The 21,073-nt window shown below is 51.6% G+C and carries 13 protein-coding genes and 1 pseudogene; 3 read left to right on the top strand and 11 right to left on the bottom strand.

All coding sequences use genetic code 11. The annotated features are described in order from the left end of the window. Positions 1–267: 267 nt before the first annotated feature. The 6 genes and pseudogenes from PGX44_RS06490 to PGX44_RS06465 form a co-directional block, all read right to left on the bottom strand. Entirely contained in the window at positions 268–4,635 is a 4,368-nt protein-coding gene (locus PGX44_RS06490) for a beta strand repeat-containing protein (RefSeq protein WP_498854707.1), read from the bottom strand. Between the two features lie 434 nt (positions 4,636–5,069). Continuing rightward, positions 5,070–10,295 (bottom strand): YadA-like family protein, encoded by a 5,226-nt coding sequence (locus PGX44_RS06485; RefSeq protein ID WP_498854706.1) that lies wholly within the window; start codon positions 10,293–10,295, stop codon positions 5,070–5,072. A gap of 15 nt (positions 10,296–10,310) precedes the next feature. Next, a pseudogene (locus PGX44_RS06480) lies at positions 10,311–10,388 on the bottom strand (hypothetical protein); the annotation flags it as partial. Beyond that, on the bottom strand, positions 10,382–11,185 hold the full coding sequence (locus tag PGX44_RS06475; protein ID WP_498854705.1) for an ESPR domain-containing protein: 804 nt from the start codon (positions 11,183–11,185) through the stop codon (positions 10,382–10,384). The pseudogene PGX44_RS06480 and the gene PGX44_RS06475, both read right to left, overlap by 7 nt. A 755-nt stretch (positions 11,186–11,940) precedes the next feature. Continuing rightward, positions 11,941–12,360 carry a hypothetical protein gene (locus PGX44_RS06470; protein WP_498854704.1) on the bottom strand — a complete coding sequence of 140 codons (420 nt, stop codon included), beginning with the start codon at positions 12,358–12,360 and terminating at the stop codon, positions 11,941–11,943. Between the two features lie 265 nt (positions 12,361–12,625). Then, on the bottom strand, positions 12,626–13,012 hold the full coding sequence (locus PGX44_RS06465) for a hypothetical protein (RefSeq protein WP_186502705.1): 387 nt from the start codon (positions 13,010–13,012) through the stop codon (positions 12,626–12,628). Between the two features lie 134 nt (positions 13,013–13,146). Between PGX44_RS06465 and PGX44_RS06460 the strand changes: the two genes are divergently transcribed. Both PGX44_RS06460 and PGX44_RS06455 read left to right on the top strand, forming a co-directional pair. Continuing rightward, the gene (locus tag PGX44_RS06460; protein WP_498854703.1) at positions 13,147–13,368 is read left to right on the top strand and encodes a hypothetical protein; all 222 of its coding nucleotides are present in this window, start codon (positions 13,147–13,149) and stop codon (positions 13,366–13,368) included. Further along, complete coding sequence (locus PGX44_RS06455; RefSeq protein WP_498854702.1) at positions 13,358–13,717, top strand: DUF6173 family protein; 360 nt, start codon at positions 13,358–13,360, stop codon at positions 13,715–13,717. Before PGX44_RS06460 ends, PGX44_RS06455 begins: the two co-directional genes overlap by 11 nt. A gap of 47 nt (positions 13,718–13,764) precedes the next feature. Here PGX44_RS06455 and PGX44_RS06450 read toward each other — a convergent pair whose 3' ends face one another. Next, positions 13,765–14,103, bottom strand: a complete 339-nt coding sequence (locus PGX44_RS06450; RefSeq protein WP_498854701.1) for a LapA family protein — start codon at positions 14,101–14,103, stop codon at positions 13,765–13,767. A 159-nt stretch (positions 14,104–14,262) separates the two neighbouring features. On the opposite strand from PGX44_RS06450, the gene PGX44_RS06445 reads away from it, so the two are divergent. After that, on the top strand, positions 14,263–15,633 hold the full coding sequence (locus PGX44_RS06445; protein WP_498854729.1) for a DUF389 domain-containing protein: 1,371 nt from the start codon (positions 14,263–14,265) through the stop codon (positions 15,631–15,633). 53 nt (positions 15,634–15,686) lie between these two features. Here the strand turns inward: PGX44_RS06445 and PGX44_RS06440 are convergent, their stop codons facing one another. From PGX44_RS06440 to PGX44_RS06425, 4 genes are all read right to left on the bottom strand, one after another. Further along, positions 15,687–17,540 carry an ABC transporter ATP-binding protein gene (locus PGX44_RS06440; protein WP_498854700.1) on the bottom strand — a complete coding sequence of 618 codons (1,854 nt, stop codon included), beginning with the start codon at positions 17,538–17,540 and terminating at the stop codon, positions 15,687–15,689. Beyond that, entirely contained in the window at positions 17,533–19,263 is a 1,731-nt protein-coding gene (locus tag PGX44_RS06435; protein ID WP_498854699.1) for an ABC transporter ATP-binding protein, read from the bottom strand. The genes PGX44_RS06440 and PGX44_RS06435 overlap by 8 nt, the downstream gene beginning before the upstream one ends. Before the next feature lie 13 nt (positions 19,264–19,276). After that, the gene (locus tag PGX44_RS06430) at positions 19,277–19,747 is read right to left on the bottom strand and encodes a MarR family winged helix-turn-helix transcriptional regulator (protein ID WP_498854698.1); all 471 of its coding nucleotides are present in this window, start codon (positions 19,745–19,747) and stop codon (positions 19,277–19,279) included. Positions 19,748–19,888: 141 nt separating this feature from the next. Next, positions 19,889–21,016: a 5-methyltetrahydropteroyltriglutamate--homocysteine S-methyltransferase gene (locus PGX44_RS06425; RefSeq protein ID WP_289002252.1), complete on the bottom strand. Its 1,128-nt coding sequence runs from the start codon at positions 21,014–21,016 to the stop codon at positions 19,889–19,891. Positions 21,017–21,073 lie beyond the last annotated feature (57 nt).

The following is a 21,073-nucleotide window of genomic DNA, read 5'->3' as shown; positions in this document are numbered from 1 at the left end:
TTAATAATGCCGGATCCCATTACATTTTTTCGTTTGTACATGGTATTTCTTTCATAAGAAAAAACCAGTAATCCAATTTTATTTTATAATTAATTGTTTTCCTTTGCAAGTGATATTGGTTATTTTATGGTAATTCTATCTTCTTTTGAAATAGTATTTACTGCACGACATTCGTATAACGTTTAATTTCCTGACAGTTCTATACCTGCAAAAAGGAGGCCCCGAAAGGTCTCCTTTTTGTATCGCTTATATATGAGTTGGACGTGATTAGAAAGCTCTGGAAATCGTGGCGTAATAGGTGGCGCCGTGTTGTTTGCCTGCCCAGCCGGTGAGCCGGAGGTCGACGCCCCACGGGTTGTCCTGGGTGATCTTACTGCGCCAGCCCAGTTCCAGGAAGCCGCTCGATCCCTTGACGGTCGGGCTTTCTGTGCGCCAGCCTTGGTACGTGGCGTTAGCTTCGCTATCAAATTCATAATCCCAGCCGAGGCCGGCGTAGAAGGCTCTTCGTGCGTCAAAGTTTCTCGTCCAGCGCATTCCCAGACGCGTGCGGTACGAATTGATAGAATCGAGGTCGTAGTTGGCATCGCCGTAGACGCTGTGGACGGTGGTGCTGTCACTGCCTAGGTGAGACCAGAAGAATTTGCCGTAGTAATCGTACGTGTCGCGGCCATGACCGATAATCTTGCCGATACCGGCCTGCGCTGCCATGTACGGCGCGTTCGTATTGTACGACGCATGAGCGTCGGCAATGATGCCGCGGAAGTCACCGGAAACACGGCCGGCACGGAGGGCGCCTTCATAATAGAGGCCGTCGGCTTGGTCGCGCCGCATCAGAAGGCCAGCACCTGTATAGTGCTGCTTGCCGTCACCTCTGGCACCGTTATCGAGGTGGCTGTCGTAATGGCTCATGCCGTATTCAAAGAAAGGCATGAGCGTATCCGTATGGCCTGTGTGGGCAATGCGGCGGACGAAGCCGATATTCGTAGCCATACCGTCACTATCGACATAGGAACCTGTTTCGTAGCGCAGGTTGTGGCCGCCGAGTACGGCGTAGGGTACGAATTTCGCTTCTACGGAATGACCTTCTTCCCAAGCCGTAGCAGCCGAGCGGTACGCTTCATCCGTCAGAAGATCGGCTGCGTTTTTGAGCATATTGATGCTGTGTTCCCGATCTTCCGGAATCACCTTGGTGTCCGGATCGAGGCTGCCCTTGTCCTCTTTCGGTATCGTGAGGATAATCGTGTTGGCATCCTTCTGTTTAACAATGGCTGTATGGTTGATGAAGCCTGCCGACGTGACGGTGTCTAATCCTTCTATGGTGCCGTAGGTGGTACCGTCTGTGGTGAGGCCGTTGGCGTTATAGAGGAGGTTGATTTCTTCGCCTGGGTTCAGTTTCGTCGTGCGCTGAACGCCGCCAAGGACGGTGGCATCGGTGAGGTCTGTCGTGCCATCTGTGGTGGTCTGGTTATTCACGGCGAGGAGGGTTGTCGCAGCAGCCGCTTCAGTGTCTGCATTTCCTGTGACGGTGAGCATGGTTTCACCGGCCGTCGTGTTTTCCGGGACGTAGAAATTCAGGTTTTGGAAGTAGGCGAAGTCTTTGACGGTTTGGCCTTTGGTGTACATGTTGTACGTGTTGTTTTTGCTTTCGGTTGTGCTGTAGCCGCCGTAGAGGCTCATTTCCGGATTAAGCGTGCCAGCAAGAATATTGACCGTGTTGTCATCGGCTGCACCGGCGTCAGATTTGCCGCCGTAGATGCCGGTGTCAAGCGTACCGCCGGAGAAATTGACCGTATTTCCATTGGCATTTCCTGAGGAAGAACCGCTGGTCATAGCATACCCGCCCATGACATCGTTCTTGATTTCACCGCCGGAAATAGTGACTGTATTGGAAATGGCATCATTCCCCAGTATTGTAACGCCGCCTGCCACGCCGAAATACGTACTGCCGGTTGTACCGCCGGAAATAACGACTTTATTCCCGGAAGCCTTGCCACTGGCCATGGCACCCATAACCATTCCCGCGTCCCCGCCTGTGACGGTTACGGTATTGCCGGTCGCTGCAACCCCGGAAACTCCGCCGATAGTCATTGTGACCGTGCCGCCATTGACTTCAACGGTATTATTGACAGCGCCCTGCTTGCCATCTGTATGGCCCACAACGTTTCCGCCATACAGTGTGCCTGCTGTGCCGCCATTGAAAATGACCTTATTGTCCTGCGCTGTGGTTCTGCCCTTGCCGCCATCTACCTCAGACAGTGTTCCCGTACCTGTGGCATCAATGGTGACTGTATTGCCGGAAGCTGAACCCATTTCGGAGTCACCGCCAAAGACTCTTCCGGCAGTGTTCCCGGATTCTATGGTAACCGTGTTGTTATCCGCCTTGCCTTCGCCATTTGTGTCGTCGCCTGCCTGGCCGCCGTAGATATCACCACTGACGTCACCGCCTTTGATCATAACGGTATTGGAGACGGCATCTCCGTTTTCCGACTTTCCACCAAAAACGGATTCTGTACCCCCTCCGACTGTTCCGCCGGAGATGGTCACCGTATTTCCAGAAGCTCCCGTACGGCCATAGCCGGCAATGACTTCCCATGCAGTTCCGCCAGTCATGGAGACTGTATTGCCTGTGGCGTTGCCGTCTCCGCTCTGAGCAGCTGCAACGAGCGTGGACGTACCGCCGCTCATTTCTACGGTATTATGCGAAGCATCGCCTGTCTCGGCATATCCTGCGGTAATCGACTGCGCCGTTCCGCTGGTCATGATGACTTTATTGTCACTGGCTCCCGTCTGGCCTCTGCCGCCAACGGCGCTTGTGATGGAAGCAGTACCTGTGAGAGCCACTTTCACAGTATTGCCCGTAGCCGTACTGCCATCCGAGAGGCCTCCGTAAGCATTCCCGGAAACAGAACCGGATTCCAGGGTCAGTATATTGTTATCCGCTGTGCCTGTGCCAGATGCATGGCCCGCTATAATCTGTCTATTTCCGGCAATGCTTCCTGAATCGGATATGATCACCTGGTTTCCAGAAGCAGAGCCTGAGCCAGTGGAAAGACCGCCCGTGACTTCCCCATCGACCGTGCCGCCGGAGATCTTCACGATATTTCCATTGGCCGTGCCAGTGCCCGTTCCGTCCTTGTTTGCACTATCAGCATAGCCGCCGATCACATTGGCCGAAGCACTCCCGCCAGTCATAGTGACGGTATTGTTATTGGCGCTGCCGGACACGGATTCCCCGCCAATGACCTTGGCGCTCGTCGTCCCGCCAGACATTTCAATCGTCCCGCCTTGGATCGTGACGGAGTTGCCATTGGCATCCCCTTTGGCCGTGCTGCCGCCGTAGACGTTATTATTGATCGTGCCGCTTTCGATGGTGACCGCGTTGCCCGTGGCGTCGCCTTTAGGTGTGTAGCCGCCGTAGACTTCGCCAGGAAGAGTCACATTGGAAATCTCCACGGTATTGGAAGAAACGTTGGAATTGCTGTCCATTTCATCAGCATATTTGCTGACCCAGCCGCCATACACATTGCCGCCCACCTGGCCGCCGGAGATTTTTACACCGTTGTTTTCAACTGTCCCGACAAAAGCAGCACCGCCAAAAACACCTCCTTCATTTCCTTCACTCATCGTACCAGAAAGACTTATAGAGGAATCGGTCTGTCCGCCCGACATGATGACCTTATTGTTGCTGATTGTACCAAAAGCACCATAACCACCATAGGCAGCTCCGATAGTTCCGTCATTGATTGTCAGCTTATTATCATTAATTGTCCCCTGCTGCGCAAATGCACCATACACGATATTGGCTTTGCCGCCGTCCATTTCGGCACTATTATTTTCTGTGAGGCCGTCGCCTTCATTGTATCCGCCTGCCAGACTGTATACGGTTCCACCGGACATGGTCACCTTGTTGCCCGTGACATCCCTCATGCCCTGACCGCCATATGCCGCATTGCTTTTGCCCGTAAAATTCTTGGTAATGGTAAGTGTATTGTCTTTAGCATCGCCATAGGTCGTTCCGCCGGTAATGACCGTAGCTGCTCCAGTTACTGCATCCAGGGTAACGGTATTTCCGGAAACTGCCCCTGCGCCATTTGCGCTGTAGCCGCCATGAATTTCATTGAAGGTTGTTCCCGCTTTGACATTGACAATATTGCCGGATGCCACGCCTGAACCCGTGCTGCCGCCAATGATATTATAAGCAGGCCCCCCGTCGAACTCGACCACGTTTCCTACGACATTTCCCGTTTCAGATGAACCGCCTCTGATACTGGAATTGGATTTTTCATCAGAGTTGGATACATATACTTTATTTCCCTCAGCCTGACCGTTTTTCGTGTTACCGCCAACTATTAAAATGGAAAGGTTGCTGTTCTTCAGTGTTACGGTATTATTGCTGGAGTCATCTGCGTCATTCACATATAAACCTCCATCCAATTCCTCCAGGCCGCTCGATGAAATGCCATCGCCAGTCACCGTATTCCCGCTTGGCGTCCCTGTGTCACTATTGCCGGTAACCGTTGCCTCCGAAACTAAACCCTCCAGCGTCACAGCCGTAGCAAAGGCTGGTACGGCTGCGGTGCCGCAGAGGAGACAGGAGATGATCAAAGAGCGTAGGATTGTTGTTCTTTTTGTCATAGTAGACCCCCACTTTCGAAATACAGAACCTCTGGGATGGGTGCTGGCCGTCAGCAGGCCTTTGCATAGGGACAACCGGTTATTCCAAACGGTACGACTTCCCCACGCGGCGTACGGTCTTTAGCAGGTTCTTCTCTCCGTTGTGCCAGCTTGGCGTCGTAGCGCCGATCCCATTACATTTTTTCGTTTGCACATGGCGTGCATTATGCAGACTTCTTCTTTTATAAGAAAAAAGCAATGATTCAATTTCATTTTATAATTAATTGTTCTTTCTTTCAAGTAATATTTTTTATTTTTTAGTAATTTTATTGTTTTCAGATATAGTATCTAATAGAATAATTACGTATTACGTTTCACTTCCTCAAAAACAGTCATACAAAAAAGAGACCCGTCAAGGTCTCCTTTTTGTATAGCTCCTATAAAGCTGTGGCTAACTATTTAGTAATGTGCGAACCATATACATCACGGTATTCATTTTGTGCTTTGTTGTCTTGGTCGTTGACCCGGACACGTTCCACCTTATTGCGGTCGTTATCTTGACCAGAGATACGGTCTACGCGGAAGCGGTCGATATTCTGTACTTTAACCAGTTCCGGTCCGAATTCGTCTACAGAGCGTGTCATATAGCCATCAGAAGGTGCGCCATTCTGCAGGGCTCTATAGATGATGGCTGCGTATTCGTAGCGTGTCATCGTGCGGTCGCCTTTGAATTCGCCATCAGGATAGCCTTTAAGATAGCCTCTTGCTGCCAAGGACTTCACATACTGGTACGCCCAATGATTTTCCGGCACATCCGGGAAGTTTACTGAGCCGGTTGCCGGTGCTGTAGCTTTGGCCGGCTGGCCTGTTTCATAGGCCGCTAATTTCTTCGTCAATACTTCAATCTGCTGCTTCATCGCCAGAAGATCTTTCGCCATGGAAACGCGTGACCGGGAGACGCGGTTCGTCTGGCCAAATTTCCAGCTGACACCGACGTTGACCATGTTTTCACCACCGGCGAAGGAACCGCCTACGCTAAACATGGTGTCTTCGTTGGGACGATAGTAGGCACCGATAGCTACGGCATTGGCATTCTTGTAGTTGCCATAACCGGCAGCAAAGTCCCACTTGTCGTCCGGATCAAAGTCCAGGGGATGGAGGGCAGATAAGGCAGCCGCACTGGCGCCGACGCGATTGATCTGCGTGCCCAGACGGGATTGCAGCCTATAGAGCTGACCGCCATTTACGGCATCCGTCGAGGTAGAAGAAATATCGCCATTCTTCAGGTTCGTAATTTTCGTGTCGCCCATGTCAATGCCCTGGTTGTTGATAGTGACCGTATCACCGGCGTGAATGGTGTCGCCGTTGATGATCGTAGAGGTAACGCTATTGAGGCCTGTCAGGTCTTTAGAGAGACGAACCTTGAGGTTGCTATTGCCGTCGGAGACAACGCCGATGTTATCTGCAGTAGTCAATTTGGCTTCGTCCGTAATGCCGCCTACGACGTTTACTTGTTCGTTCAGCTTCTTGTTAATGACGGTTCCTGTATCGCCACCGTATTTCATGCCATCATTTAAGGTAGCTACGGTCTGGGTATTGCCATTGTGGTCTTCGTAAACGATACGGTCGATGCCGTCCTTGCCGTTATAGCCGTCAGTACCATCGACACCGTTGGCACCTTTGACGACGTGAATATCTGCAGACGCACCGTCCTTGCCGTTGATGCCAATATGGCCGTCTGTACCGTCTTTGCCATCCTTGCCGGCGGAGGAAATGGTTACGCCATCCTTGCCGTCCTTGCCTTTTACGCCAATAGAACCGTCGACGCCGTCCTTACCGTCTGCCCCTTTGCCGCCAACGGTGAGGGAGTCGGCCTTGAGGTTCTTATCCATGGCGATGATCAAATCGCCCTGATCGACGATGGTTTTGATGTTTTCCGAGCTATAGGCGCTGTCTTCTTTTGTGCCCGTACCCTTGATGGTCATGGTTTCGTTCAGTTTTTTGGCTGCACTGCCGGTGTTGCCGGCAAACTTCAAGCCGTCGTCGAGGGTAGCTACCTGATGGTTCGTTTGGTTACCATCGACGTAGGTAATGCGGGTCAGGCCGTCTGTGCCCGTCACACCGGCTGCACCTTTATCGCTCTTCAGTGTCAAGGCATTGGCGCCGTTAGCACCGCTCAGGCCGATGGCACCGTCTTTGATGGAAACGGACGAACCGTCTTTGCTATGGACGTCGACGGAGCCGTCAATACCGCTCGTGCCTGTTTCGCCGAGGACCAGATTGTCATTGACGTTGACTTTGAAGGGATCTGCCGCCGTGCCTGTACCCGTGACGTTGGTATTCTTGCCATTGGCCATCTTCGTGGCGTTCTTGGCAATTTCGTCCTTGAGCTGGCTGACGTTGACGGCATCTGTACCGGCTGTACCGGCAGAGACGTTGTGAATCTGGTTGCCGCCGTTATCGAGGCCACTGCCGGTCAGGCTGACAGGCGTCTTCCCTGTGCCCGGATTCTTTGGCGTGATCGTTATGCCCTGGGCGTTGATGACGGTCTGATTTCCTGTTGTATCGGTCATGGTCGTGCCTGCGCCGGTCGTAACCGTCTTGTTGCCGGCAGCGTCGGTAGTCGTCACGCTGGTAACGGAAATGTCGTCATTCAGGGAAACTTCTACCTTGCCGTTATTGACCTTAGTGGAAATGTTTTTGCTGTCGCCGACGACTTCGACGTTTTCACCGAGGTTTTTGTGCACTGTATTGCCATCTTCTGCTGTCAGGCCAAAGCCCTTTGTCGTCAGCGTATTCGTAATATTGGTAGTGGCCGTATTGATGGCAGCCTTAATATCGCCGATGTTGGCGCCGTTCGAATCTACCGTGCCGCCACTGGCTACGTTAGTGATCTGCTTGCCACCTGCGTTGATACCGGTCTTGGTAATAGACGGGCCGCCCGTGATGGTCAGGCCATTCGTTGTCAGCTTCGTATCGCCTGTAGTGACGCTGGTAAGGCCGGTCAGGTCTTTGGCCAGTTTCACTGTCAGGGTATTATCCGACGTATTGGAAATGACGCCAATATTGTTGTCGCTCAGGTTGCTGACGCTGGCACCGCCGACGATAGACATGGCCTGGTTGGAAGCACGGTGGATGACATTCTGGTCTGCTTCAGCTGTAGCGCCGATGGTCGAGTTGTCCCCGGCAAAGCGCAGGGGCAACGTGCGCAGATAGAGCTGGCTGCCGTTGACGGCATCCGTACTGGTTTCGCTGACGAGACCGGAGGCCAGGTTTTGCAGGCGCCGTTCGTGGCCGACGCTGCCGATCGTAACGACACCATCGGCTTTCTTAGCGGCTACGCCGTAGACATCATTATAGGTACCTGCGCCTGCCGTTTGGGCCGTTGCGCCGGCTACGGCAGTGGAGCCTGTGCCCAGGTATACAGAATTACCCAGCGTGGCGGTTACGTTAGAGCCGAGGATCTGAATATTGGAGAGGGCTTTGGCATTTGGATCATGTTTTAAGGGCGGTGCTATCATATTGCCGTTCCCCATAATGGTCACGTCTTCGATAGGCAGGCCATTGTTGCTGAGAGTTACAGTGTTATTCGTACCAGTAATGTTGATTTTATCGATCTTAGCTGCATCGGCGGCACTGCTGTCATCAGAAATCCCTTGTACCGTATTGGTGTTACCACTGACGGTAACATTGGTAATCGACTGGGCATCGTTTCTGGTGATTTTGTTGCTGTTGCCGATGAGGCTGTTGTTGTTTACGGTGTCATCGTCCTTCCCATTGGTAACGGAACTGCCTGTGCCAAACACATTGGCATTGACCGCATTGGTAGCAGCCGAACCATTGCCGATGACGGCAGCGCTGCTGCCTTTTTCTACAGTGGCACTGGTGCCCATGGCGATGGAATTGGTAGAGAGCGCATCGACGGCTTTGGTGCCGATGGCAATGGAATCGATGCCCGATGCGTTTGCCCGGTCACCAATGGCATTGGCGCCTTTGGCTACACTCCTGGCTTCTGCCCCCATGGCGATTCCCCGCGTATCGGACGTTTCCGAAAGGTAGCCAATGGCAATGGATTCCTTACTGCTGTTGGCAGCCGAGCCGTTTTTCTGCTTAACGGCCGCACGCGTGCCGATAGAGAGGGAATTATCGCCGGCAGTCTGGGCACCGGCACCGATGGCCGTATTATACTGATAGCCCGTTTCTGCTTTCGTTTCGCTCATCGTACCGTCTGTATTCTTATAACCAACACCGACGGCAATGCTGCCATCGCTTTCGGCTGTGACATTATTGCCTACGGCCATGCTCCGTTCATTGGTCGCTTTGGCATTAACGCCCATGGCCAAAGAATCGGCCCCTACGGCACCATCATTGTTGTAGTTATTTTTTGGCGTCTGCGTATCATCCGTTTTTACGGAGTAGTAATGGACCTTGGCATTATCGACAGCCTTGTCCAACTGCCCCTTATTCACAGCATCGCCTGCATCGACGCCATCTTTTACATTTTGAATCTGTACGGCATTGCCATTCGTATCCTTGAGTTTGACATATTCATTATTGCTGCCAGAATAGGTCACAGCGTTGCCACTCGTCGTACTGGGATCGTGTTTCTGGATTTCTGTAAAGAAATTGGACTGTAAGGCTTTCAGCTGTTTTACCGTAACGGCATCCTGATCGGCAGCGCCGTCAGCTACGTTGACGATGCGGCGATACCCGTAATCGCTCATGGATGCACCATTGCCTACAGAAACGACCTGTGTCGCCGTCGTATTCGTCAGGAAGGCATTACCCGACGCCATAGCGGCTGTAGCCAGGGCACCACCGCCGATGGCTACATTGCCTGTACCACGGGCAATGGATTCTTCGCCAAGGGCCATAGATTTTTCCCCTTCTGCCAGGGACGTAAAGCCTACGGCCGTCGCTCCATTGGCAGTGGCTTTCGACGTAGCGCCTACAGCTGTACCGTGTGTTTTCGCTACCGTATTGGCACCTAAGGCTGTGGCTTCAGAAATTGCCGTGGCGGCACTATAGTTATTCGCATGATAGCCCAGGGACACGTTATAGCCAGCCAGGGAGTTATCTGTTGAGCCTGCCGTATTATCGCCCAGGAAGGTACCGGCTGCAGAACCGATGGCGATATTATAATTGCCTTTTACATTACTACCGGCATCGACGCCTAAGGCGATATCTTCAGAGCCGTTAATATTCTGGCCGGCCCGTCTGCCGATAACCACATGGGAACCATTGACGTGGTTGGGGTCACCTACCATGCCTGCGCCAGCCGTTTCCCCTATGGCTACTGAAAATTCCGCATCAGCAACGGCTGCATGGCCGATGGATACGACGTTATCTGCGTTAGCCGTCGTGCCACTGCCCAAGGCAATGGCCTGATTCCCTTTAGCGAGGGTATTTTTACCAACTGCAACGGTTTCAATATATGTCGATTTTGCTCCGGAACCGATGGCCAAACTATCGCCATAGGTCGCCTGTGCTTCAGAACCCAAAGCCAAGGCATTGGCTTTTTCTGCCAGAGCCTTGTTACCGATGGCCATGGCAGCCGGGCTGTTTCCTTTGACCTTCGCTTCGTTCCCCATGGCTACGCCGTTTTCCGAGACGGTCATGGTCTTCGTGCCGATGGCAATGCCATTATTGGTAATCTTGTTATTACCTAAGGCATCGTTCATGACGACGGCATTATCCCCTAAGGCAATAGCCGAGTTGCCACGGGCATTGGCACTATTACCGATGGAAACGCTATTTTCGCCGCCGCCTACGATAATGACCTGGGAGAGCCGTCATCTGCCGTCATACCGGCGCGGGAGCCTGTAATCGATCCCGTTCCCAGGGCAATGCCATTTTTCGCCTGTGAAACGACCTCTGCCTTGGCACCGAGCGCTACAGCAGCGGCAGACTGGGCTTTAGCTTCTTCACCCATGGCGACAGCGTTTTCTGCTGTGGCTTGGGCACTTTCGCCAATGGCAATGGCCTTATCACCCGTTGCGGTTGCATCAGCGCCGCTGGCCTTGGTACGGAAATATTTTATGCCTTGTTTATCCGTATCTACGCCTAAGGCCGTATTGGCCGCCTGCAGTGTAGCAATATCTTCTGCGTTCGTATTGATAGCTGACGTATTCGTGTTAATCTGTGTGGTATTGGCATCAATCTGCTGTTTATTTGTAGCAATATTGGTTGTATTGGTGCTGATCTGTTTTTTGTTGGCATCGATTTGTGTCGTGTTTGCTGTAATATCCGTCTTATTCGCATTCACGTCAGCCGTTGTTGCCAAGCCCGTCGCAGTGATGACAATATCGTTTGTTGTATCATCCTTCGTGACCGTAATATTCGTACTGCCCGTCAAGGTGTCCCCATCATGGACCGTTGCCGCAGTAACCCCGTAACTGCTCCCCAACAAAAGCAGGGCTAATACGACGCTCTTGGTTAGTTTCCCACCAGAACCAACCATCGTTGTGAAGAAAGAATGGCCTGAGGCTTTTCCCCCATTTTTTGCTAATTCGGAAACAACCTCATATCTTCCTTTCACACGGTTAAAGATAACCTTGTAAACTCTATTCATTTTTTCCTCCTTGCTGATGCTCGCTAATAGTACCCACTTATAAACATATTGCATTGTAAAATAAAATATGTTTATTCCAGTATAATAATCCTCTACTATTTCGTTTCATAAAACGTATAAACTTATTACTGCCGGGTCGTTTCCATACTTACATACTACTTGGGATTCCTCTTATCCCAGTGCTGTACGTAAGTCCGTCAGATTACACTTCCTACACCTAACAACGGGTTTGAATACCCCGTCAGCCCCTTAGCCAGGCATTCCTGCGTAGCGCGCAACCTGCGGCCAGGTGTACGTTCCGGCCCTTGCTGCATACGCCCCATCAAGCAGCTGCCATTGGCCGTGCCCGCGTCTGCACGGGTTTGTTTCTATTTGTCATCATGGGTCCCCACTTTCAAAAAACAGAACATTCCAGAGCTGACACACATCACCTTCACTGTGGAAACGGACTGTCAAATGCGCCTCCCAAGCACCTTTCCAGTCTTAGCAGGTTTTTCCACGAAAATGCTGCTGCGCTGCTCCAGATACATCGAATACGTACCTTTTCCTTTTGCAGGGTATTAATCATTATAGATATTTACTCTTCTTTTCTTATAGATAAATATTCTTAATGATTGATTAAATTTATTATAGAATAATTTATATTAACTTACAAAAAGATTTAATTATTATTTATTTCTTATGAATGAAATGAAAGCAAAAAAGAGCTATCTTCTCCTTATTTTAAGGAAAAGATAGCTCTTTTTTAAATCAGTCTAGATCATACGGAGGATGCAAACCTCTACGTATTGAATACGCGAAGCAATATCGGTCAGCTCTTTACGGGCTTTCTTGTATTCGCTAATATCGAGGGAATTGGCAAGTTCCATACGGATGCTCTGCAGCTTGCTCTGAATGCGGCTGCATACAAGGTCAATCGAATCGAGCCCCGTCATAGTTGTCAGGGATTTTTTTATATCCTGTACCTCATCTTCTATATTCGTGATACTGAAAAATACGGAAGCCCGCGTTTCCGCATCAAAGACGGAAAAAAGCGAAGCTTTCAATTGAATCAAATCCTCTGCTATCATGGCACACGCCGTACGAATACGGATGACATACCGCTGGGCATGTACAGAATATGGCAGCTGAGAAACCGGCAGAGACTGTTGTTGGGACAGTGCTGATTGCTGCATAGGAAGTGCCCCCTTTCAACGTAGGTAAAGATGAGTTATATGGTGTACTTTATACTTTTATTATAATATAACAAAATAGAATTTTCAATTATGTTGTGATATCTCTTTCGCATGATTTGTATTTGCAAAGGAGATTGACAAACATTTTACAGAAAAGAGCTACCTCAGCCGCCTTGGTTTATATCATTTAGATTTTTCCATCTATGGCAAACAAAAAAACGCAAGGCCAGGCGCCGTGCCCGTACTTGCGTTTTTGCGTGTTTTCTTATTTCGTTGCAGCCGGTTGTGCCGTTTCCCAAATGGATTGGTACAGTTCTTCGGCTATACCCGGTTTGATCGGCTTCCATTCGATTTTCTTGGCTCCTACATTGCGTGAAAGAATGCGTTTACCTGCAGCATTGTAGACTTCGTATTTCATGAGGGCAATTTCTTTTTGTTCGTGCAGGATAGCCCATTGGTCAAGGGTATACGAGCCGTCCTTGCGGACGATTTTCGTCCAGATGACAGCCCGTTCCGGAGTCTTGACGGCAGTCTGGTTATCGACGTAATATTGCAAGCCTTCTGCATCGGTGTTCATAAAATCCCAATCTGCGGCCAGGGCCGGCATGGTGCAGCACAGGCTAAGAGCCAGAGCGATGATCCATTTTTTCATAATTATCAATTCCTTTCTTGTATCTTTATATGATATACCTTTTTGGGAAAAGTGACAATCTTTTTTCCCGCCCCGGTCCATAGCAGGATTTCCCCTTTCTCATGTCGAATAGCTATGATAAGAGGTGATGTATCATGACGGAAGAAACGAAGAAAGATATAGAAACGACTGTCGTACCGAAAACGGCGGAAGCTACGGAAAACACAGCGGTGCTCGATGATACGGCGACAATCGTCACACCGCCGGCAGGTATTATTTTGGACGGCGACAAAAAGCAGCTCGTCCTGACCAATCCTGCCCCCAGCGCCTGGGGAAGACGACGAGGAAGATCCGGAAACGCCTTATTTGGCATCTGACATGTACGCCCGCGTTGTCACGCTGATCAATAAGTTTGAAGAAGATCTGCCCGATGATTTACAGGCCGGGGGCCGCCTCGTATCGGCAGGCAACATTACCTTCTCCATTCAGGATGTCGGCTATTGGGATCCGAACATGATCGTCTTTTACGGTGAACTGGAAGACGGATCACGCGTAGAGCTCTTGCAGCATCTGTCCCAGCTCAATTTGCTCCTCGTTGCCGTGAAACGGCCGCATCCGGAAGAGCCGCGGCGTGTCATTGGCTTTACGACGAGCCCTGAACCGGATGTCGAAATGGAAACGGCACCGGTAGAAGAAAATAAAATTCTAAAAAAAGCAACGAAATAATAGAAAACCTTTTCTCTGCCAAAAAAACAGGGAAAAGGTTTTTCTATTCACGGCTTGACTATTTCTTTTTTGTCTTCCAGTTCCGGCACGGCGTCTGGCAATTGCTGCTTAAGGGCCGCAATTTCGCCTTGCAGGGCTTTGTTTTCTTTGGTCAGTTTTTGGATCTGATCGTTGAGCTTATGTGTACGCCAAGCGGACTGGGTCTTGAGCTTGAGGCCCCAGCAGGCAGCGATAACCAGGCCGGCAAGGACGGAAATGATAACGACGATGATCAGGTTGGAATCAAAGGTCCACGTAAAGAAGGACAGCTGGACGGCCATAGAGTTTTGGACAGCCAGGACAGCGACGAAGAAACTGATAATGCCAATCAGAATGATAAATAACATAGAAATCACCTCTTTCGTATGCGCGCCAGGAGGGCTTTTCTTTTATGATAGGCTATGACAAGCTATTTTGTCAATTAATTCTCTTTTCGTATTGCTATCTATAGAGAATACATATTATAATAAGTATATATGTTTTTAAGGATGTGATCTTCTGTGTCTATGTCAAATTGGAAAGAAGTGCTCGATATACGCAAGGACAGCGCGCCTATCAGTGAAATTGCCGACCGTATTGAAGCGGATTCGTCTGTCACCGGGGCCAACCTGATTATCTTGATTATGGCCATACTCATTGCTTCCATTGGCCTCAACATGAACAGCGTAGCCGTCATCATCGGCGCCATGCTCATTTCGCCCCTCATGGGCGGCATTGTCGCAACCGGCTACGGCATGGCTACGTATGACCTCCACTTCCTCAAACGGTCTGTCGTCAAAATGTCTTTTCAGATTGTCTTTGCTCTCATTACGTCAGGCCTTTATTTTTCCCTGACGCCCCTTACGACACCGTCACCGGAAATGCTGGCCCGCACGGCACCGACGGCGTGGGATGTCCTCATTGCCCTCTGTGGCGGCATTGCCGGTGCCATTGGCAATACGCGCAAGGAAAAAAGCAACGTTATCCCCGGCGTAGCCATTGCGACGGCCCTCATGCCGCCTCTCTGTACGGCCGGCTACGGCCTGGCTATGGGGTCGTTCAAGTTTTTTACAGGTGCCATTTACCTCTTTTTCATTAACGGCTTCTTTATCGCCTTTTCGAGCTTCCTCATTTTTAAGGCCCTCAAGGTGCCCATGGCCCATGATATTTCTGAAGCCCATTACCATTTCCAGCAGCACGTCCTCATTGCCGTTGGCTTTATCATCACCATTCCCAGTATTTACATGGCCTACCTTACAGTAAACGACAATATCCGCGATTCCCAGGTACAGGCCTTCGTTTCCCAGGATATGGATCTCGATTCGGCCAACGTCGTCGCCTACAATCTCGAAGACGGTACGCTCAACGTCGACGTCGTTGGCATGGCGTTGTCAAAGGCTGATATGGAAGATCTGCAAAAAAAGCTGAACCACTACACATACCTGAAAGACGTAAAGCTGCGCATCGTTCAGGGTAACGTCAATTCCATCAACCAGGACCAGGTACAGGAAATCGTCAATGCCCGTCTGGCCAATGCCGTAAAGGACAGCGACGGCCATTCCTATAAAGACCTGGCCACACAATACTACGATTCGTACAAGCGGGAAGTTGCCGATCAGAGCGTTCTCCAAAATCTCAATAAGGAAGCGCCGGTGCTCTTCCCGGACGTACAGGAAATTACAGGCAGTACGCTCCTGCACGTAGATGTAGAGAAAAAGGTAATGACGGCAACGGCCTTCCAGGCCTATGTCTCGGTACACTCGCCAATGAGTCCGGCTGACGCCAGCCGCCTGCAGCGCTGGATTTCGACACAAACCTCCCTGCCGGTCATCCTTACGGTCCAGCAGGCCAGTACGCCGAGCAGCTTTTATGGCAATGGCATCGATTGGAATGAATAAGTGCTACAAAAAAAACAGCCCGCACGGGCTGTTTTTTGTATGCCGGCTTCTGCCTACACCGGAGCAAACTGGCTATTATAGAGGGCCGCATAAGCGCCACCTTTTTGCAGGAGTTCCCTATGGGTCCCCTGTTCGATAATGGCGCCGTGGTCCATGACCAGAATCTTGTCAGCATCGACGATGGTCGACAAGCGATGGGCAATGATGAAGGCCGTGCGGCCTGCCATGAGGTCGCGCATGGCGTGGTTGATTTCCATTTCTGTCCGTGTATCGACACTGGACGTCGCTTCGTCGAGAATGAGAACCGGCGGGTTGCGCAGGACGACGCGGGCAATGGTCAGGAGCTGGCGCTGGCCCGTGGAAATATTTTCATTATCGTTTTCGACGATCGTATCGTAGCCCTTGGGCATGGTACGGACGAAGAAATCCACACGGGCGGCCTTGGCAGCAGCGATGATCTCAGCCCGCGTAGCGGCTGGTTTCCCGTAGGCGATATTTTCGGCAATAGTACCTTCGAAAAGCCACGTATCCTGCAGGACCATGCCGAAGTTTTCCCGCAGATCGTGGCGCGTAAGGCTGGCCGTATCGACGTCGTCTAAGTAAATGTGGCCGCTCTTGACATCGTAAAAGCGCATGAGGAGGTTGATGAGTGTCGTCTTGCCGGCTCCTGTAGCGCCGACGATGGCGATTTTCTGGCCCGGGGCGACGGCAAAGTCAATGTCTGCCATAAGGTCCGGCCCGGCCGCATCGGCATAGCCAAAGCGTACGTGGTCGAAAACGACTTTTCCTTTAGCCTGCGTGAGTGCTACCGGTACGGCCGGATCGGCACTCATTTCCGGTTCATCCAACAACGCGTAGACCCGTTCGGCCGAGGCCAGGGCAGACTGCATGGAGTTGATGACGTACGACGCCTCTGTTAAAGGCTCAGAGGCCTGATTGACGTATTGGAAAAAGGCCTGGAAGGCGCCGACTGTGAGACTGCCGCCAATGAGGAGATAGCTGGCAAAAAGAGCAATGACCACCTGCCCCAGCCGGTTGATGAGGCGGATGGCCGGGTCGATAGCGTTGATGGCAAAGTCTGCCTTTTCTGTCGCCCGGGCCAGTTCTTCTGTAGCTGCATGGACCTTGGCAGCGCTGCGCCTTTCCTGCGTAAAGGCCTTGATCAAAACCTGTCCGCTGTAGGCTTCTTCTATGAGGCCTGTGACGAGGCTGAGCTTTTGCTGGCGTGTGCTGGCCCGTTCCAGGGTCACGCGGGAAAAGAGGCGGGTGACGACGACGGCTAGCAGGGCAAAGGCAATGAAGACAAGCGCCAGGCCGGCGTGAAACTGAAACATCATGACCACAGAGCCGATGAGGAGACCTGTCGACGTAAAGAGGCGCAAGATACCATTTTGCAGGGCTTCAGATACCTTATCCAGGTCATTCGTAAAGCGGCTCAGGACAGCGCCGGTCCGCTGGCCATCGAAATAGCACAGGGGCAAACGGTTGAGCTTTTCACTGAGAGCCGTGCGCAAACGCAGGTTCAGTCCTTCGGCAAAGGTGAGCATCATGTACGACTGAAAGGTATAGAAAAGCCAGGCGCCAAAATACAGGAGCGCCAAAAAGGCAATCTCCTCTCCCCCTTGGTGCCACGTCACCTGGAAGGCTGCGCCTACGCTTTGACTGGCTTTGATATTATCCCAAAGGAGGTTGACAATGCCGGCACTGTACCAAGGGGCAGCAATCATGAGAGCTGTATAGATAAGGACCGAGCACAGGACGAGGACCAATCGGCCATGGGCATAAGCCGTGGTCTGCCAAAGACGTTTCAAGGTCTCACCGGCTGCCTGGGGCCGTTCGATGCTGTATTCATAATCAAGCTGTGGTTCTGCGTCGCTGCGCTGGGGAACCTGTTTTTCATCAGCCATGGAGGCCGCCTCCTTTCGTCTGTGAGCTTACGATATGGCTGTATACCGGGCACGAGGCCACCAGGTCTTCATGCCGGCCCAGACCGGCCATTTTGCCATCGTCGAGGACGAGAATCTGCGCTGCCTGGGCGATGGTGCTGACGCGCTGGGCAATGATCAGGACGGCACTCTTGCCTACTTCCTTTGCCAAGGCATGACGCAAGGCCGCATCAGTCTTGAAATCGAGGGCCGAAAAGCTATCGTCAAAGATATAAAGATCCGCCTTTTTAAGCAGGGCCCGGGCAATAGCCAGACGCTGTTTCTGGCCGCCTGAGAAGTTGGTTCCCCCTTGGGCCACAGGCGCGTCGAGACCGCCGGGCAGGTTTCGGACGAATCCGGCCTGGGCGACATCCAGGGCATGCCACATGTCAGCCGGCGTCGCGTCTTCGTTTCCATAGCGCAGGTTGGCCGCAATCGTACCGGAAAACAGCCAGGCCTTTTGCGGCACATAAGCAATGTGCTGACGCAGCTCTTCCTGGCTCAAACGGCGTACATCGACACCGTCTACAGCAATGGCACCGCCTGTCACGTCGTGGAAGCGCAGGATCAGCTTGGCAATGGTCGACTTGCCGCTGCCGGTACTGCCAATGATGGCGGTTGTCGTGCCACGGCGCAAAGCAAAGGTCAGGTCCGACAAGGTTGCCGCTTCAGCGTCGGGAAAGCGGAAGGATACGTGGTCAAAGCGGCACACTGTTTCTGTTCCGGCAAGCACCGGTACTGTCGTCGCAGCATCGCTGATTTCCGGCGACTGCTGCAGGACTTCATGAATGCGTCGCAAGCAGACACGGGAGCGTGGCAGGACGATGACAACCATTTGGGCCATGATGATATAAAAGAGGATGAGCAAGGCATATTCCGTCACAGCCGTAATATCGCCGATAGCCATGCGTCCCAGGCCGACTTGGTTGCTGCCCAGCCAAAGGATGGAAACGATGCAGGCATTCATGACAAAAATAGCCAGGCTTTCCAAGCCGAAAAAGAGGCTGTTCGCCTTAATAGCAGATAGGGCGTAATCTTCAAAGGTCTTACGCAGCCGTTTTTCTTCGTACTGCTCCTTATTGAAGGCCCGGATGACGCGGATGCCCGTGACGTTTTCCCTGAGGACCAGGTTGATACGGTCCAGGAAGCCTTGCATTTTTTCATAAATGAAGGAGGCTTTGTGCGTAATGATGATGGCACCGCCTAAGACGATGACCGTGACGCCGATCATGACCAGACCCATGGTCCGGTTGATGGCAAAAGACATGATGACGCCTAAGGCACACATGGCCGGTACGGGCAGGATCATCTGCAGGGACCAGATGAAGGCCTGCTGGACGACGCTGACGTCACTAAGCGTACGCGTAATCATGGAACCTGTGCCAATACGTTCAAAGTCACTCGTCGAAAAGGTCAGGGAGTGGTCGTATAAGGCGTTGCGCAGGTCCCGGCCCAGGAGGGCTGACAGGCGGACGCATAAATAACAGGATAAGAGTGCCGCTGCTGCAGCGACGAGGGCGACGGCAAACATGAGAGCCCCTTTCTGAAGGACCAGGGCCAGGTTGCCACTGTAGACGCCAATGTTAATCATGTCTGCCACGAGGGTCGGAATATAGAGAGTACCGCCTACGTCGACGATAGTAATGACCAGGATGAGCAGGATAAGGCCTTTATAGGGTTTGAGAAATGGAATGAGTGTACGCATACTAGTTCCTTTCTTAGGACTTATCGAGAACCTTCTGAGCGGCAGCAATCTGCTCTGCAAAGGCAGCCTTCAGGCGGCCATTGAAGTATACCAGGGCTTCGATAAATTCCGGTGAATAGAAGGCTACCGTTTCGGCCAGGGCCTTGTTCTCTGCTTCGTAAATGGGAGCCAGAACAGCATGGGCGTAGGCCTCGCCGGCTGCCGTAAGATGGATGCTCATTTCCCGGCGCTTGCCTGGAATGGGCGTCAACGTCAAATAGCCCTTGGCTTCAGCCTGCTTGATTGTCGAATTGAGTGTCGATTTGGGAAAGCCCCACTGAGCGCAGATTTCCCGCTGCGAATGGGCTTCGCCATTGTCGAGGGCATAGAGAAGCCACAATAGAGACTTGCCCAGACCCATTTTAGCCACATCTGTGTAGTAGATTTCATCGATATTGTTAAGAGCCATGCTCAGCTTGCGCATAATAGCGCGTATATCTTCCATTCTATCACTCCTTAAAAATCCGAAATCGTACATTAATACATGTCTAGTATAGTACGATTTCGGATTTTTAGCAAGAAAAAAAATAAAAAGACGCCATCTGCACGATAGCGTCTTTTGTATGCAATTGGATGAATCTGCCTATTAGGCGTCAGGCCAAACCTTTTCAGCTGTTCTCTTAATGAGACGCAGTTTGTCCCACTGCTGTTCAGCCGTCATTTCGTTGCCTTCTTCTGTCGAAGCAAAGCCGCACTGCGGGCTCAGGCAGAGCTGGTCCTTTGGTACGTACTGCGAGGCTTCTTCAATACGGGCGATGAGGTCGCTTTCCTTTTCAAGCTGCGGGAACTTGCTCGTTACCAGGCCGAGGACAACCTTCTGGTTCTGAATGAAGCGCAACGGTGCAAAGCCGCCGGCGCGGTCTGAGTCGTATTCAAGGAAAAACCCGTCGACGTGGCAGCCACCAAAGAGGATTTCTGCAACCGGTTCATAGCCGCCGGACGAGAACCACGTAGAGCGGAAGTTGCCGCGGCAAATGTGCATAGTCACGGTCATATCAGCCGGTTTATCGGCAATGGCGTAGTTAATGACTTTGACGTATTCCCGGGCAATGCGGTCCAGGTCGAAGCCACGGGCTGCATAGGCCTGGCGTTTTTCTTCGTCACAGAATTCACCCCACGACGTGTCGTCGAGCTGGAGATAGCGGCAGCCTGCATCGTAGAAGGCATGGACGGCCTTGCGATAGGCTTTGGCAATGTCTTCAAAGAGGACGGCTTCGTCTTCATAGCGCGGAATGGGCTGGTATTCCTCAGCGCGGACGCAGCAAATGAGATGCAGCATAGACGGCGATGGGATAGTAAATTTAGCTACGGCCCGGTCTCCAGCTGCGGCTTTGACAAAGGCAAAGTCCTTGAGGAACGGGTGGTCACCAAAATCTACTTTATCTGTAATTTGCAGCGTTGCTGCCTTAGGCTGATGGCCTTTAAAGGCGACGGACCAGTGTTCGGCTTTAATGTGCTCTACCCCTTCGAGCTGTTCCAGAAAATCGAGGTGCCAGTAGCTGCGGCGGAATTCCCCGTCCGTCACGGCTTTGAGGCCAATTTCTATTTCTTTATCGATCAGCTTCGTAATTTCTTCGTCTTCAATCTGACGCAGACCGGCTGGGTCCAGTGTGCCTGCCGTTGCTGCCTGGCGTGCTTCTTTGATGCGATCTGTCCGTAAAAAGCTGCCGACCACGTCATAACGGAACGGGCCTTTTTTGGTTTCTGTTGTCATCTGATATATCCCCCTTTGCTACGAGCTATATTTATTAATAATTACTATTTTATCATA

The sequence above is a fragment of the Caecibacter sp. AF58-12pH5A genome (genome assembly GCF_027681725.1).
GTDB lineage: Bacteria > Bacillota > Negativicutes > Veillonellales > Megasphaeraceae > Megasphaera > Megasphaera hominis.
Note: the sequence above shows the minus strand (reverse complement) of the source record. Positions and strands in the feature narration are given on the sequence as shown.